This window comes from Actinomadura scrupuli, assembly GCF_050971785.1.
GTDB lineage: Bacteria > Actinomycetota > Actinomycetes > Streptosporangiales > Streptosporangiaceae > Actinomadura_E > Actinomadura_E scrupuli.
This window is the reverse complement of record NZ_JBPCCU010000001.1, coordinates 90,942-104,214: the sequence shown is the minus strand read 5'-3', so window position 1 is coordinate 104,214 and position 13,273 is coordinate 90,942. Positions and strand designations below refer to the sequence as shown.

General features: G+C 71.1%; 15 protein-coding genes. 1 reads left to right on the top strand and 14 read right to left on the bottom strand.

All coding sequences use genetic code 11. The annotated features are described in order from the left end of the window. Nucleotides 1-45: 45 nt before the first annotated feature. From ACRYCC_RS00515 to ACRYCC_RS00500, 4 genes are all read right to left on the bottom strand, one after another. The gene (locus ACRYCC_RS00515) at nucleotides 46-144 is read right to left on the bottom strand and encodes a 30S ribosomal protein bS22 (protein WP_012854759.1); all 99 of its coding nucleotides are present in this window, start codon (nucleotides 142-144) and stop codon (nucleotides 46-48) included. A gap of 206 nt (nucleotides 145-350) precedes the next feature. After that, entirely contained in the window at nucleotides 351-554 is a 204-nt protein-coding gene (locus ACRYCC_RS00510; protein WP_433807477.1) for a helix-turn-helix domain-containing protein, read from the bottom strand. Nucleotides 555-664: 110 nt separating this feature from the next. Then, nucleotides 665-1,474: a phosphatase gene (locus ACRYCC_RS00505; protein ID WP_433807475.1), complete on the bottom strand. Its 810-nt coding sequence runs from the start codon at nucleotides 1,472-1,474 to the stop codon at nucleotides 665-667. Beyond that, nucleotides 1,471-2,724, bottom strand: coding sequence for an acetoin utilization protein AcuC (locus ACRYCC_RS00500; RefSeq protein ID WP_433807473.1), 1,254 nt, complete (start codon nucleotides 2,722-2,724; stop codon nucleotides 1,471-1,473). The genes ACRYCC_RS00505 and ACRYCC_RS00500 overlap by 4 nt, the downstream gene beginning before the upstream one ends. Nucleotides 2,725-2,890: 166 nt before the next feature. Between ACRYCC_RS00500 and ACRYCC_RS00495 the strand changes: the two genes are divergently transcribed. Further along, a complete protein-coding gene (locus ACRYCC_RS00495) occupies nucleotides 2,891-3,979 on the top strand; it encodes an alpha/beta hydrolase (RefSeq protein WP_433807471.1) in 1,089 nt (362 codons plus the stop codon). A gap of 168 nt (nucleotides 3,980-4,147) precedes the next feature. Here the strand turns inward: ACRYCC_RS00495 and ACRYCC_RS00490 are convergent, their stop codons facing one another. From ACRYCC_RS00490 to ACRYCC_RS00445, 10 genes are all read right to left on the bottom strand, one after another. Then, complete coding sequence (locus tag ACRYCC_RS00490; protein WP_433807470.1) at nucleotides 4,148-5,335, bottom strand: ABC transporter permease; 1,188 nt, start codon at nucleotides 5,333-5,335, stop codon at nucleotides 4,148-4,150. Next, nucleotides 5,332-6,033 (bottom strand): ABC transporter ATP-binding protein, encoded by a 702-nt coding sequence (locus ACRYCC_RS00485; RefSeq protein WP_433807468.1) that lies wholly within the window; start codon nucleotides 6,031-6,033, stop codon nucleotides 5,332-5,334. The genes ACRYCC_RS00490 and ACRYCC_RS00485 overlap by 4 nt, the downstream gene beginning before the upstream one ends. A 61-nt stretch (nucleotides 6,034-6,094) precedes the next feature. Further along, nucleotides 6,095-7,438 (bottom strand): efflux RND transporter periplasmic adaptor subunit, encoded by a 1,344-nt coding sequence (locus ACRYCC_RS00480; protein ID WP_433809881.1) that lies wholly within the window; start codon nucleotides 7,436-7,438, stop codon nucleotides 6,095-6,097. A 65-nt stretch (nucleotides 7,439-7,503) separates the two neighbouring features. Further along, nucleotides 7,504-7,935 carry a hypothetical protein gene (locus ACRYCC_RS00475; RefSeq protein ID WP_433807466.1) on the bottom strand — a complete coding sequence of 144 codons (432 nt, stop codon included), beginning with the start codon at nucleotides 7,933-7,935 and terminating at the stop codon, nucleotides 7,504-7,506. Nucleotides 7,936-8,017: 82 nt separating this feature from the next. Beyond that, nucleotides 8,018-8,812, bottom strand: a complete 795-nt coding sequence (gene proC, locus ACRYCC_RS00470) for a pyrroline-5-carboxylate reductase (RefSeq protein ID WP_433807464.1) — start codon at nucleotides 8,810-8,812, stop codon at nucleotides 8,018-8,020. Nucleotides 8,813-8,909: 97 nt separating this feature from the next. After that, complete coding sequence (locus ACRYCC_RS00465; protein ID WP_433807462.1) at nucleotides 8,910-9,830, bottom strand: proline dehydrogenase family protein; 921 nt, start codon at nucleotides 9,828-9,830, stop codon at nucleotides 8,910-8,912. A 221-nt stretch (nucleotides 9,831-10,051) separates the two neighbouring features. Next, nucleotides 10,052-10,786: an ABC transporter permease gene (locus tag ACRYCC_RS00460; RefSeq protein ID WP_433807460.1), complete on the bottom strand. Its 735-nt coding sequence runs from the start codon at nucleotides 10,784-10,786 to the stop codon at nucleotides 10,052-10,054. Beyond that, nucleotides 10,783-11,511: an ABC transporter ATP-binding protein gene (locus ACRYCC_RS00455; protein ID WP_433807458.1), complete on the bottom strand. Its 729-nt coding sequence runs from the start codon at nucleotides 11,509-11,511 to the stop codon at nucleotides 10,783-10,785. Before ACRYCC_RS00455 ends, ACRYCC_RS00460 begins: the two co-directional genes overlap by 4 nt. A 191-nt stretch (nucleotides 11,512-11,702) precedes the next feature. After that, a complete protein-coding gene (locus ACRYCC_RS00450) occupies nucleotides 11,703-12,293 on the bottom strand; it encodes a TetR/AcrR family transcriptional regulator (protein WP_433807456.1) in 591 nt (196 codons plus the stop codon). Next, nucleotides 12,293-13,207, bottom strand: coding sequence for a sugar phosphate isomerase/epimerase family protein (locus tag ACRYCC_RS00445; RefSeq protein ID WP_433807454.1), 915 nt, complete (start codon nucleotides 13,205-13,207; stop codon nucleotides 12,293-12,295). Before ACRYCC_RS00445 ends, ACRYCC_RS00450 begins: the two co-directional genes overlap by 1 nt. Nucleotides 13,208-13,273 lie beyond the last annotated feature (66 nt).

The window sequence follows — 13,273 nt, the reverse complement described above, 5'->3', positions numbered from 1 at the left end:
AGGACACTGTGCGCCCCATCCCTTACGGCTAGTTGAGCTGGGCGTTTACTTCTTGTTACGACGCTGAACGCGCGTCTTCTTGAGCAGCTTGCGGTGCTTCTTCTTCGCCATCCGCTTACGGCGCTTCTTGATAACGGAGCCCACGAAGCCTCACTCGACCAATCGATTTGCGTGCAGGAGACGGGCATTCGTGCCTCACCAGGAGGGTGCGCGCACAGCCCGGAGCCCAAGACTACCGCTGGACCGGCGGCCCTCAGGCCGCCGGCCTGCCTCATCCCCGTGTTGCCACAGCGGAGTTCCCCGCACGACCGGGTCGGATCAGGGCTCGAAATCACGCACGAGCCCTGCCCTCACCCCGCTTCGATGTACGCGTCGCGCAGGTAGTCATGGACGGCCTGCTCCGGCACCCGGAACGAACGGCCGACCCGGATCGCCGGCAGTTCCCCGGAATGAACGAGGCGGTAGACCGTCATCTTGGACACCCGCATCACCGCCGCCACTTCGGACACTGTCAGGAATCTGACCTCGCTCAGAGGTCGCTCGCCTGAGCCCATCGGACGCCCTCTTCCACACGCGCATGTCACCAGACCTTTAGGTGACTTTGCTCACGCACGTGTACTTTCCCCCAGCGTAAATCGTGTATCCCTCGTCGCAAGAGGAGAGTTCAGGCAATCAGGCGCGCGCGTGACAACAGGTAGGCGGTCATCGGCGTGTAGTGGTGTGGCAGTACGTTGTCGTCCAGCGGCACAACGGCGGCGATTTTACCTTCGACTTCCCCTGCGAACAGGGCAGGGTCGTTGCAGTCCGCGAATCCGACAGTGGCGATTCCGGCCTCGCCGGCCGCTCCGGCCCACCCGTGGTCGGCTATGGCCAGATCCGGCCAATCACTCGATTCGGCTGCGAGATCGGCGAGCATCGCCTCCATCGGGGCCGGGTCGTGCGTGTGATGGAGCGAACCCCCATCGGCGAGCATGGCCACCCCGTCGACGTACCGGATGTGCCGCCTACGCGGGCCCTGTCCCGTCTCGATCTCGTACGACCAGCCCTCGGCCGGGGTCAGCACCCGGCAGCCGCGGGCGTGCAGTGCCCGCGCGATCGCCAGATGGACCGGGAGGAGCCCGGTCGGGTGCCCGGTGGCGATCACGACGCTCGCCCGGTCGTCGGCGGCCTCCGCCAGCCGCAGCGCCATCGCGTCGAGCGCGTCCAGGGTCAGGTCGGGGTCGATCGTGTCGTCGCCGTAGAAGTGCGCCGGGTCGGGATCGACCCCGCAGCGCTCGGCCATCGTGGCCAGGATCTCCTCGAACGTCCAGGAACGCTTCAGGTTCAGCCCGAAGAGGTAGTGCGGGTTCCCTGCGGCCATCCGCCGGTAGTGCAGCAGGTTGTTCTGCCGTGGAGTCGCCACCTCCCCCGCGATGAACGTGCGGACCAGATGCTCGCGCAGTTCCTCCCTGCTCGGTGGAGGGCCGAGGCTCACGGCTCCGTCAGCGGGTCCAGACCATGTTCCGGAAACACCGCGCGCCGCGTCGCCAGCACCGCCTGGTCCAGCGGATTCGCCGGGTCGTAGCCCGTCCCCCACGTCCGTACCTCCGTCGTGATGTCGGTCGTATCCCCGCCGCCCCGCCCCGGGACATCGGTCATCCGTCTCGGCGCGATCTCCCCGGTCCGCTCGCGCACGTACTCGCGCCAGCTCTCCGGGATCGCGGTGTCCACCGGGATCGCGTGGCCCGCCGCCTCGGCGATCAGGTGCGTCCAGGCCCGTGGCACCACCTGCACGAGCTCGTACCCGCCGCCCCCGGTCAGGAGCCAGCGGCCGCCGGCGGTCTCGTGCGCCAGCCGGTGCAGCGCCCGGTACGCCGCCCGCTGGCCGTCGACGGTCAGCGACAGGTGCGCCAACGGGTCGAGCGCGTGCGCGTCGCAGCCCTGCTGGGTCACCAGCATCTGGGGGCCGAAGGCCTGGAGCAGCGGCGGCACGACGGCGTCGAAGGCCCTTAGCCATGCCGCGTCACCGGTGCCGGGAGGCAGCGCCACGTTGACGGCCGTGCCCTCGGCGCCGGGACCGCCGCTCTCCTGCGGATAGCCGGTGCCTGGGAAGAGCGTGCGGGGGGTCTCGTGCAGGCTGATGGTGAGCACCCGCGGATCGTCGTAGAAGGCCGCCTGGACCCCGTCACCGTGGTGCACGTCGATGTCGACGTAGGCCACCCGCTCGGCGCCGTGGTCGAGCAGCCACGCGATCGCTATCGCCGGGTCGTTGTAGACGCAGAAGCCCGAGGCCGCGCCGGGCATGGCGTGGTGCAGCCCGCCGGCGACGTTGGCGGCGTGGTCGGCCGCGCCCTCCCAGACCGCCCGCGCGGCGGCGGCCGACGCTCCCGCGATCAGCGCGGAGGCCTGGTGCATACCGAGGAAGACGGGGTTGTCGGCCGTGCCCAGCCCTCGCTCCAGCGCGGGCAACCCGGTGTCACCGCACTGCTTGACCGCCTCGAGGTAGGCGAGCTCGTGGACCTTCAGCAGCAGGTCGTCGTCGGCCGGCTCGAAGCCCTCGACCTTCACGTTGGGGTGGGCGAGCACTCCGAAATCACGGGCCAGTTCCATGGTGAGCTCGACGCGCACGGGATTGAGCGGGTGACTGGGACCGAAATCGTACGAGATGAGCCTGTCGTCCCACAGGACCTTCAGCGAGCAGGCGCCGGAGGAACATTCCTCCTCGGATGACAACGAACGGCTCATGCAGGTCACGCTACCGCTCCCACCGCCGCAACCCTGAGTGGCCCAGCTCACAAGGCACCCGAATGACAACCAATACTTTAAAAACTCTACAAAATTGCCATGTGAACTACCGCACTCGCCGGGGCATCTTAGTAACACACAGGAAATAAATGTCAGGTGGGTGCACATGGCTGCAGACATCCCGTCGGAGCCCGCGGTAACGGCACTTCCGGTCGCGCCGCTCCCCGTGGCCGCCTACGAGCCCGACTCCGGCTGGATCCTGACGCCGTACGGACGGTCACCGAGCCGGCAGAGCCGCGCGCTGTCGCGCATGCTGCGGCTCGGCGTGCGCCCCCTGGTCAACCGGATGCGCGGCACCCCGGCCTCCATCCGGACGCTGCGGACCGCGATCGACGCCGCCGCCCGGCTCGTGCGGGTGGACCCCCGGGTGCGCGTCGAGACCCTGCTGGACCCGCAGGTGGAGGCGGCCGGACCGGCCCGCCCGATCTCCGGCGAATGGGTCTTCCCCACCGACCGTACGGCCAGCGGCCCGGCACCGGACGGCGCGATCCTCTACCTCCACGGCGGCGGCTACGTGCTCTGCTCGCCGCAGACGCACCGGCCGATCACGGCCCGGCTGGCGATCGACACCGGGCTGCCCGTGCTGGTCCCGCACTACCGGCTGGCCCCCGAGCATCCGTTCCCGGCCGCGCTCGAGGACGCCCTCGACGCGTACCGGTGGCTGCTGGCCCGGGGCATCCCCGCCTCCCGCATCGTGATCGCGGGCGACTCGGCCGGCGGCCACCTGTCGGCCTCCCTCGCCGGTGAGATCTGCCGTACGGGCCTGCCCTCCCCCGCGGGCGTGGTGCTGTACTCGCCCTGGGTGGACCTGACCTGCGAGCTGTCCATCGAGTGGGACGGGCGGGTGGCCGACCCGTACATCAGCCCGGCCGCGGCCCGCCACCTCGGCCGTCTCGTGGTGGGCACGGGCGACTTCGACGACCCCCGGCTGGCCCTGCTGACCTGCTCATGGGCCGACACCCCGCCGTTCCTCATCCAGGTCGGCGGCGCCGAGGTGCTGCGGCCCGAGGCCGAGCGGCTGGCCGAGATCCTGACCGAGGCGGGCGCCGCCTGCGAGCTCCAGGTCTGGCCCGGCCAGATGCACGTCTTCCAGATGCTCAACAGGTTCCTCCCGGAGTCCCGCGCCGCCATGCGGGAGACCGCCCGTTTCATCTCCTCCGTCATCACCACCACCCCCATGGAAGCCGTCGCCTGAGAAGTGTTCAATTGCCTCGCTGCGCTCGGCGGCTCGGGGCAACTCAACACCGCGAGGGGCGCGGCGGCGTCTGGACTGAGGAGCGCGCGCAGCGAGGAACGAGCGAGCACGCGACGAGGGAAGACGCCGCCTCGAAGCGCCCCGAGCCGCCGAGCGGAGCGAGGCCATTTACTCCGTACGGAGGGCTATGACGGGGTCGAGCTTGCCGGCGCGGCGGGCGGGGACGACCCCGAAGAAGACCCCCACAGCGACCGACACGGCGAACGCCAGCACGGGTGACCACCAGGTGATGGCGGCGGGGACCGGTGAGACCGAGGAGATGCCCAGCGCCGCCCCGATGCCGAGCGCGATGCCCAGCGTGCCGCCCAGCGTGGTGAGCAGGACGGCCTCCACCAGGAACTGCGACAGCACGTCGCGCTGCCGGGCGCCCAGGGCCTTGCGCAGGCCGATCTCCCGGGTTCGCTCCCGGACGCTCACCAGCATGATGTTGGAGACCCCCACCCCGCCGACCAGCAGGGAGATCGCCGCGATGGCGGCGAGCACCCCGGTCAGCGCTCCCAGCACCGTGCCGATGGTGCCCAGCAACTGGGTCTGAGTGATCGCGGAGAACTGCTCGCCCTGGTACTTGCGCTGGAGGGCGTCGACCAGCTGGGTCTGCAGGACGGGGATGGCCTCCGCCGTGGGCGCCTTCACGGCGATGAAGTCGATCCGGTCCACCCCGAACAGGCGCTGGGCCGTGGTCACCGGGATGTGCATCTCGGCGTCCCTGGCCTGCCCGAAGGTCTGGCCGACCTCGTCGAAGACCCCCACCACGCGGAACCGGGTGCCCGAGGCGATGGCCACCTGCCGTCCGATCGGGTCCACGTCGCCGAACAGCTTCCGGGCGACGTCGGAGCCCAGCACGACCACCCTTCGGCGGGTCTCGATGTCGATCCGGGTGAGGTAGCGGCCACGGCGCAGCGGCCGGTTGAAGACGTTGGGGAAGTTCTCGTTGGAGCCGACCACGGTGGTGAACGTCTGCACCCGCCCGGCCCGTACGCTCTCGCCCGAGTTGACCGCGACGGCGATGCCCCGCTCGTCCCCGATCACCCGGCCCAGGTAGCCTACGTCGGCGAGCTGCATCCGGCTGACCGAGGGCGCCGATCCCAGCGAGAACTGCCCCGGCGCCACGAAGATGATGTTGGAGCCCAGTCCCTCGATCTCGTCCTGCACCAGGTTCTTCGCACCGCTGCCGATGGCGACCAGCACCACGACCGCGGACACCCCCACCACCACGCCGAACATCGTCAGGGCGCTGCGCAGCCGGTTGACCCGCAGCGCCTCCAGTGCCACCCGGAACGACTCGGCCAGCTTCATTCGGGGGTCCCCGTGTCCTTCTCCACGAGGCCGTCCCGGATGTGGATCTGGCGGCGGGCGCGCTCGGCCACGTCGGGCTCGTGGGTGACGAGCACCACCGCGACGCCCTGCTCCTGGTTGAGCCGGGTGAGCAGGTCCATCACCTCGTGCCCGGTCTTGGTGTCGAGGTTGCCGGTGGGCTCGTCGGCCAGCACCACCTGGGGATCGCCCACCAGGGCACGGGCGATGGCGACCCGCTGCTGCTCGCCACCGGAGAGCTGGCTGGGCCGGTGGTCGAGCCGGTGCGCCAGCCCGACGGTCGCCAGCGCGGCGGTGGCCCGCCGGCGCCGCTCGGCCCGCGAGGTGCCGCGGTAGACCAGCGGCAGCCCGACGTTCTCCCGGGCGCTGGTGCGGGCCAGCAGGTGGAACGACTGGAACACAAAGCCGATCATGGTGTTGCGCAGCTCCGCCAGCTCGCCCTCGGTGAGCCGGGCCACCTCCCGGCCGCCGATGTTCAAAGTCCCCGCCGTGGGCCGGTCGAGGCATCCGAGCAGGTGCATGAGGGTCGACTTGCCCGAGCCGGACGGCCCCACGATCGCGACGAACTCGCCCTGGTCGATGCGGAGGCTGACCCCCCGCAGCGCCCGGACCTCGACGCCCTCCATCTGGTAGGTCCGCACGACGTCCCTGGCCTCGAACGCCGGAGTCACGTCGCCCACCACCCGTGATCATGCAATCGTTCGACGAACGATTGCATGATCACGGAAGGAGTGGGGGGTGTCATCGGGCGGGCAGCTCCTGGCCCGGCTTGACGCTGTCGGCGCCGCGGACCACGACCCGGTCCCCGTCCCTGAGACCGGACACGACCTGCACCATCGCGTCGCCCTGGGCGCCCAGCCGGACCACCCGGCGCTGGGCCTTCCCGCCGGCCAGCACCCAGACCGTGGAGTCCCGGCCGCTGGTGACGATGGCCGAGGACGGCACCGACAGCGCTCCGGGCACGTTGCGCACCCGCAGGTCGACCACCGCGCTCATGCCGGGCTTGGGCCACGGTGCCCGGCTCCCGTCCGCGTTGGTGCCGCGCTGCAGGGCGAGCGTCACCCGGTAGGTCACCCCGCCGCCGTTGGACTCCTTGGGCGTCACCCCGATGCCGGTGACCTCGGCGGTGTAGGCGCCGCCCGGAACCGCGTCGAACTCCACGGTGGCCTGCACCCCGCGCTTGATCTGGAGGACGTCGGTCTCGTCGACGTCCGCGGACAGCGTCAGCTTGGAGACGTCGGTGACGGTGACCACCGCGTCTCCGCCGGCCACCGGGGCGCCCTCGGCGACGGACGCGGCGTCCTTCGCGCCGCCTCCGCCGGACGATGATCCGCCGATGCCCGCCTGCGCGGCCTGGCCCTGCAGCTGAGGCGGCAGCTGACCGGCCAGCCCGGAGAGCCCCGGCAGGCCGCCGGAGGGGCCGCCCAGGCTCACCACGCCGGAGAAGGGCGCCTTGATGGTCAGGCCCCGTACGAGCCGCTCCGCGGAGCGTACGGCCGCGTGGGTCTGTACCCGCTGGGCACTGGCGATGGAGGCCATCGCGGTCGTCACGCTGCCCAGACCCGCGTTGAGCCGGGAGACGGCGCTCTGCGCGGCCGCGGCCGCCGCCGCGTACTCCGCCTGGGCCTTGGCGATCTCCGCCAGCACCGAGGCCCGCTGCTTGAGGTCGGGGATCTTGGCCGCGACCTTCTTCGCGGCGTCGAACCCGCTCTTGGCCGTCCGGTCCGACTGCTTCCGGAAGGCGGACAGGTTCACGCCCGCCGGGACCGCGCCGGTGCCGCCGCCGGTGTCGGCCTGGCGGGCCTGCTCGAGCTGCTCACGGGCGGAGGGCGAGTCGATGCGCGCGAGGACCTCGCCCGCGCGGACGGTGTCCCCGTCGGAGACGTACAGCGTCTCGATGGTGCCCTCGGCCGGCGACCGCAGGGTCGCCGTCGCCCGGGCGGCCACGGTCGCGGGGGCCTCGACCACCTCTGCGACGTCCGAGCGGCCGACCGCGCTCACCTGGATCTTGGTGGACGTGCCACCGCCACCCGAGCAGGCGCTCACCAAGGTGGGAATCAGCAGCAGGGGGAGAAATCGCCGCATTGCCACCGCGCCATAGTAGGCGCACACTTACTGCGCCGATAGGCGAATGGCACCGAAGCAGTTGTTCAGCCGGCCTGCCGGCCCGCCGGTTCGGGTACCCGTGCGGGCGCCGACGGCGATCCGACCAGCCATCCGAGCAGGGCGGCCACCGCGGCGACGGCCTCGCCGATGAGACTGATCACTTTTTCGGTGGTCCAGATCGGCTCGTACATTCCCGGCATGATCCCGAGGATCGCGCCGGGGTCCACGTACCGGTAGAACACCACGGCGGCGACTCCGGCCGCCGCCACCACGAACGCGACGAGGTAGCTGGCCCGGCCGGGGCGCACGAGCACCAGCAGCGCGGCGATCGCCGCGGCCGCGGCCTCCAGCCAGAACAGCTGCTCGCCGGTGACGAGACCGTCGTTGTTGTAATGGAAGTCCTTGGCCAGATGGACGTGAACGTAGACGTCGATGGCGAGACCCACGACGACGAGCAATCGGATCAGAACCCTCATACCTACTACTCGTCCTCACGACCGTTTTGGTTCAATTTTTAGTTAAAACGTAAATCACACGGGTGCCCGGCCCGCCGCCGGCTCAGCCGGAGGCGAGCTCCCGGCCCCGGTTGCGGGCGGCCTCGATCGCCTCGATGACCGCCGACCGCACCCCGTGCCGCTCCAGCTCACGGATGGCCGCGATGGTCGTGCCCCCCGGCGAGGTGACCGCCTCGCGCAGCAGCACCGGGTGCTCCCCGGAGTCGCGCAGCATGACGGCCGCGCCCACGGCCGACTGGACGACCATCTCCAGCGCGGCGGCGCGGGGCATGCCGAGCAGGATCCCGGCGTCGACCATGGCCTCGACCAGGTAGTAGAAGTAGGCCGGCCCGCTGCCGGACAGTGCGGTGGCGCCGTCCTGGAGCGACTCGGGAATGCGCAGCACCTTGCCGACCGGGGAGAGCAGCTCCTCGGTCAGCGCGAGATGCTCCTCCCCGGCGTGCGACCCGGCGGAGATGACGCTCATCGCCTCGTCGACGTGGACGGGGGTGTTGGACATGACCCGCACCACCGGGACGGAGCCCGACAGCCGGGCCTCGATGAAGCCGGTGGTGATGCCCGCCGCCATGGAGATCACCAGGGTGCCCGCCGGCACCAGCTGGCCGATCTCCTCCAGCAGCTTGGCCATGTCCTGCGGCTTGACCGCGAGCACCAGCGTGCCGGCCGACTTGGCCGCCTCGGCGTTGCTGCCGCTCTCGACGCCGTACCGCTCCCGGAGCAGCGCCGCGCGCTCCTCCCGCCGGGCGGTCACCATCAGCTCGGCCGGACGGCGGCCGGCCCGGAGCACGCCGGACAGCAGCGCCTCGCCCATCTTGCCGGCCCCGAGAATCGCGATCATTTGACGCACCCTGCAGTCGCTGGTCACTGGAGTGTGCCCAGCCTACCGACCCCGCGCGGCCCGGCGGTGAGTACGGACCCGGCGGCGGACCAGCCGCCTAGGACCTGCTCGCCAGCGAGCGCATGAAGAACATCAGGTTGGCGGGGCGCTCGGCCAGTCGCCGCATCATGTAGCCGTACCACTGCTCGCCGTACGGCACGTAGACGCGCACCTGCGAGCCCTGCTCGGCCAGCCTCCGCTGCTCCTGCGGCCGGATGCCGTACAGCATCTGGTACTCGAAGCCGTCCGCCGCGCGGTCGTTGATCAACGCCAGCGACGCGGCGATGTCGATGAGCCGGGGGTCGTGGGTGGCCAGCATCGGGTAGCCCCGGCCGGCCAGCAGGACCTTCATGCAGCGGACGTACGACCGGTCGATCTCGTCCCTGCCGCTGAAGGCCACCGACTCCGGCGCCGCGTACGCGCCCTTGCACAGCCGCACCCGGGAGCCCTCACCGGCGAGGTCGGCGCAGTACTCCTCGGCCCGCCGCAGGTAGGACTGGATCACCGCGCCGGTGTCCGGGTGGTCGGTGCGCAGCTCGCCGAGGATCCGCAGCGTCGAGGCGACCGTGGTGTGGTCCTCCATGTCGAGGGTGACCGTGGTGCCGGCCGCCTCCGCCGCCGCGCAGATGCGCCGGGCGTTGCCCAGGGCCAGGTCCTCGTCGAACGCCTGGCCGAGCGCGGTCAGCTTCACCGAGACCTCGGCCCGCGAGGCCAGCCCGGCCTCGGCCAGCCGCTCGAGCAGGGTCACGTAGGCCCGTACGGTCGCCGTCGCCTGCCCGGCGTCGAGGGTGTCCTCGCCGAGGTGGTCCAGGGTGACCGAGAGCCCCTGCCCGACCAGCCGCGCGGTGACCTCGAGCGCGTCACCGGTGGCCTCACCGGCGATGAACCGGCGCACCACGTCCCGGCTGTACGGCGCGGTCTCGACGAGCTTGCGCGTCCGCCCACTGCGGGAGGTCGCCAAGAGGACCTGACGGAGCACTGTTCCCCCTTTCCCTGCGGGACGACGTTGTCCCGCTTGCATAGGTTATGCCGGGGGACGCTCACCTCGATCCACACCGCCCACCTGCGCGATCATCCGCCTGTCCACCTGCCCGCCCACCCGCCCGGCGGGACGCCGGCGAGCGGTGGGGACGCCTGGCGACCGGCGGGACGGGGCCGGGCGGCCGGCGGGACGGGTGGTACGGGATCGGGCGGGCGTGGTCAGCCGGTGCGGCGCGGCAGGGTGGCGGCTCCCAGGACCAGGGCCAGCAGCGTGCAGGCCGCGATCACGGCGGTGTCCCGGACCAGGGTGCCGGTCAGATCGGTGTTGCGGCTGAGCTCCTGCATCGCCTCCACCGCGTACGAGAGCGGCAGCGCGTTCGAGATCCATTGCAGCACCGTGGTCATCTGGTCGCGGGCCACCAGCAGCCCGCACAGCAGCGCCTGGGGCAGCACGAACGCGGGCATGAACTGCACCGCCTGGAACTCGGTCCGGGCGAACGCGCTGGCGAACAGGCCCAGTGCCATGCCGAGCAGCGCGTCCAGCACCGACAGCAGCACCAGGGCCCACAGCGGGCCCCGCACGTTCAGCCCCAGCCAGGTCAGCGAGATGGTCAGCACCACTCCGATCTGGACCAGGGCGACCAGGCCGAAGGCGAGCGCGTACCCGAACAGCAGGTCGAGCTTGCCGAGCGGGGTGGTCATCAGCCGTTCGAGAGTGCCGGTGGTGCGCTCCCGCAGGGTGGCGACGGAGGTCACGATGAACATGACCACGAAGGGGAAGATGCACAGCAGCAGCGGCCCGATCCGGTCGAACGCGGCCGGCTGGTCGAAGACGTAGCGCAGCAGGATCATCAGCAGGGCCGGCACCCCGATGAGCAGGCCTACGGTGCGGTGGTCGTGCCTGAGCTGGGCCAGAATGCGCCGGGTCGTGGCGAGCGTGATCGCGAGATTCATGCCGAGGCCTCCTGCTTCTTCTCGCCGATGAGACGCAGGAACGCCGCGTCGAGGTCGTCGGTGGCGGTCCGGGCGCGCAGCCCGTCCGGGGTGTCGTCGGCCAGGAGGTGGCCGTCGCGCAGGAGCAGCAGCCGCTCGCAGCGGGCGGCCTCGTCCATGACGTGGCTGGAGACCAGCAGGGTGGCGTCGTTGCGGGCCAGTTCGTGGAACATCTCCCACAGCTCCTCGCGCAGCACCGGATCGAGCCCCACCGTGGGCTCGTCCAGCACCAGCAGCTCGGGGGCGCCCAGGAGCGCGACCGCCAGGCTGGCCCGGCTGCGCTGACCGCCCGACAGCGACCCGACCAGCTGGTCGCGGGACTCTCCCAGGCCGACCTCGTCGATGACCCGGTCGGCGTCGCCACGGGGGGCGCCCAGCACGGAGGCGAAGTAGCGCAGGTTCTCCAGCACGGTCAGATCGACGTAGACCGCGGGGTTCTGGGTGGCGTACCCGACCTTTCGCCGCAGCTCCTTGCTGCCCGCCGGATGGCCCAGCACGGTGACGTCGCCCGCCTGGACGATCTGTACGCCGACGAGGGCCCGCATGAGGGTGGTCTTGCCGCAGCCGCTCGGCCCGAGCAGGCCGACGACGGAGCCGCGTGGCACCTCGAAATCGAGGCCGTGCAACACTTCGCGGCCGCCTCGCTCCACGCGCAGGCCCGCGACGCTCACCGCTGAACTCATCATGCGGTGAATTTAAGCCGACAGGCCATCCCCGTCAAGGCATCCAGCACCCCCAACCCAACGTGATCATGCAATCGTTCGTCGATTGATCGCATGATCACGGCGTATGGGGGGTGGAACGGGGGTCGGGCGGTGAGGGAGTGGGAGATCAGGGGGCTTTAGGCGGGGGGTGAAGGGTCAAGCGGTGAAGGGGGTCAGGGGGTGAAGTAGCGCTGGAGGGTCGGGGCGAGGAGCTCGACGAGCTCCTCCTCGCCGGCCGAGGCCATCGGCTCGACGGCCAGTACGTAGCGCATGATCATCACGCCGATCATCTGGCCGGCCGCGGCGTTGATCTGCAGCCGGGGCACGCCCGCGCCCTCGGCGACCCTGCCGAGCAGCGCGGAGCTGGCGAACTCGCGCAGCATGGTGGCGCCCTGCTCGCTGGTGGCGGCGGACCGCAGGATGGCCAGTGCCCGGGCCCGCAGCTGCGGGTCCCCCCAGACGGTGAGGAAGACCCGGACGATCCGCTCGCCGATCTCCTCCCGGGGGCCGACCACGACCAGCGGCACCAACCGGGCGGGATCGAAGGGGAACTCCATCGCCGCGACGAAGAGCCCTTCCTTGCTGCCGAAGAAATGATGGATCAGAGCCGGGTCGACGCCGGCCGAACGGGCGATCGCGCGGGCGGAGGCGCCGTCGTACCCCTTCTCGGCGAACAGCTCACGAGCCGCCGCGAGGATGGCGTCGCGGGTCTCGGTCGGTCCGGGTCGGCGACCCGGCCGGCGTCCGGACGGTGCCGCCACCATCAGCGACCGCTCCGGGGAGACACCTCACCGGTCGCCGATACCTCCCACACCGGGCTGCCGTTGGCCCTCGCCCCCGCCGCGGGGTTGGCGGTCGCCAGGTGGAGCCGGGTGAAGGCGAGCGCCTCGGCCAGGTCCTCGGTGCGCTCGGCGCGGTTGGCGGCCCGGCGGGTGTTGACCTCCAGCACGATGTGACCGCGGTAGCCGTCGACCGCGAGGTTCTCCAGCATCTCCTCGCACGGCTGGCCGCCGCGGCCGGGCACCAGGTGCTCGTCGCGGTTGGAGATGCCCACCCCGTCGGCCAGGTGCACGTGCCGGAGCCGGTCACCGAGCTGCGCGGCCATGTCGAGCGGGTCCGACCCGGACAGGGCCGTGTGGGAGAGGTCGAGGGTGACGTACGGGAAGTCCTGGTCGATCGGGTTCCAGTCGGGCGCGTACATGCCCATCTCGGCGCCGCGCGCCCGTACCGGGAACATGTTCTCGACCGCGAAGAGGACGTCGGTCTCCTCCTGCATGCGCGCCAGGCCGGTCTCGAACTCCCGGGCGTACTCGCGCTGCCAGCGGAACGGCGGATGCACCACCACGACGGAGGCGCCGAGCTCCTCGGCCACCTCCTTGGAGCGCACCAGCTTGCCCCAGGGCTCGCGGCCCCAGACCCGCTGGGTCAGCAGCAGGCAGGGCGCGTGCACCGACATGATGGGGATCTCGTGGTAGTCCGACAGCCGTCGCAGCACGCTGAGGTCCTGCGACGAGGCGTCCAGGGAGACCATGACCTCGATGCCGTCATAGCCCAGCGTGGCGGCGATCTCGAACGCCACAGGCACTTTCTCCGGATAGACCGACGCCGTCGAGAGCGTGATCGGGGCATCCGGCACCCGGATCTCCCGTGCGATGGCGTCGTTGTAGTCCGGTGTCAAAGCTCCCTCGCCTGTTGCTCGCTCGGCAAGTGTCAACGTGTGCTCCGCGGGCCTCGGACCCGTGCT

What these genes read in the sequence shown, in the direction of transcription:
- ACRYCC_RS00510 (WP_433807477.1), bottom strand. Translation starts at nt 554, where the DNA reads ATGGGCTCAGGCGAGCGACCTCTGAGCGAGGTCAGATTCCTGACAGTG.
- ACRYCC_RS00500 (WP_433807473.1), bottom strand. Translation starts at nt 2,724, where the DNA reads ATGAGCCGTTCGTTGTCATCCGAGGAGGAATGTTCCTCCGGCGCCTGC.
- ACRYCC_RS00495 (WP_433807471.1), top strand. Translation starts at nt 2,891, where the DNA reads ATGGCTGCAGACATCCCGTCGGAGCCCGCGGTAACGGCACTTCCGGTC.
- ACRYCC_RS00490 (WP_433807470.1), bottom strand. Translation starts at nt 5,335, where the DNA reads ATGAAGCTGGCCGAGTCGTTCCGGGTGGCACTGGAGGCGCTGCGGGTC.
- ACRYCC_RS00480 (WP_433809881.1), bottom strand. Translation starts at nt 7,438, where the DNA reads ATGCGGCGATTTCTCCCCCTGCTGCTGATTCCCACCTTGGTGAGCGCC.
- ACRYCC_RS00475 (WP_433807466.1), bottom strand. Translation starts at nt 7,935, where the DNA reads ATGAGGGTTCTGATCCGATTGCTCGTCGTCGTGGGTCTCGCCATCGAC.
- proC (WP_433807464.1), bottom strand. Translation starts at nt 8,812, where the DNA reads ATGATCGCGATTCTCGGGGCCGGCAAGATGGGCGAGGCGCTGCTGTCC.
- ACRYCC_RS00460 (WP_433807460.1), bottom strand. Translation starts at nt 10,786, where the DNA reads ATGAATCTCGCGATCACGCTCGCCACGACCCGGCGCATTCTGGCCCAG.
- ACRYCC_RS00455 (WP_433807458.1), bottom strand. Translation starts at nt 11,511, where the DNA reads ATGATGAGTTCAGCGGTGAGCGTCGCGGGCCTGCGCGTGGAGCGAGGC.
- ACRYCC_RS00450 (WP_433807456.1), bottom strand. Translation starts at nt 12,293, where the DNA reads ATGGTGGCGGCACCGTCCGGACGCCGGCCGGGTCGCCGACCCGGACCG.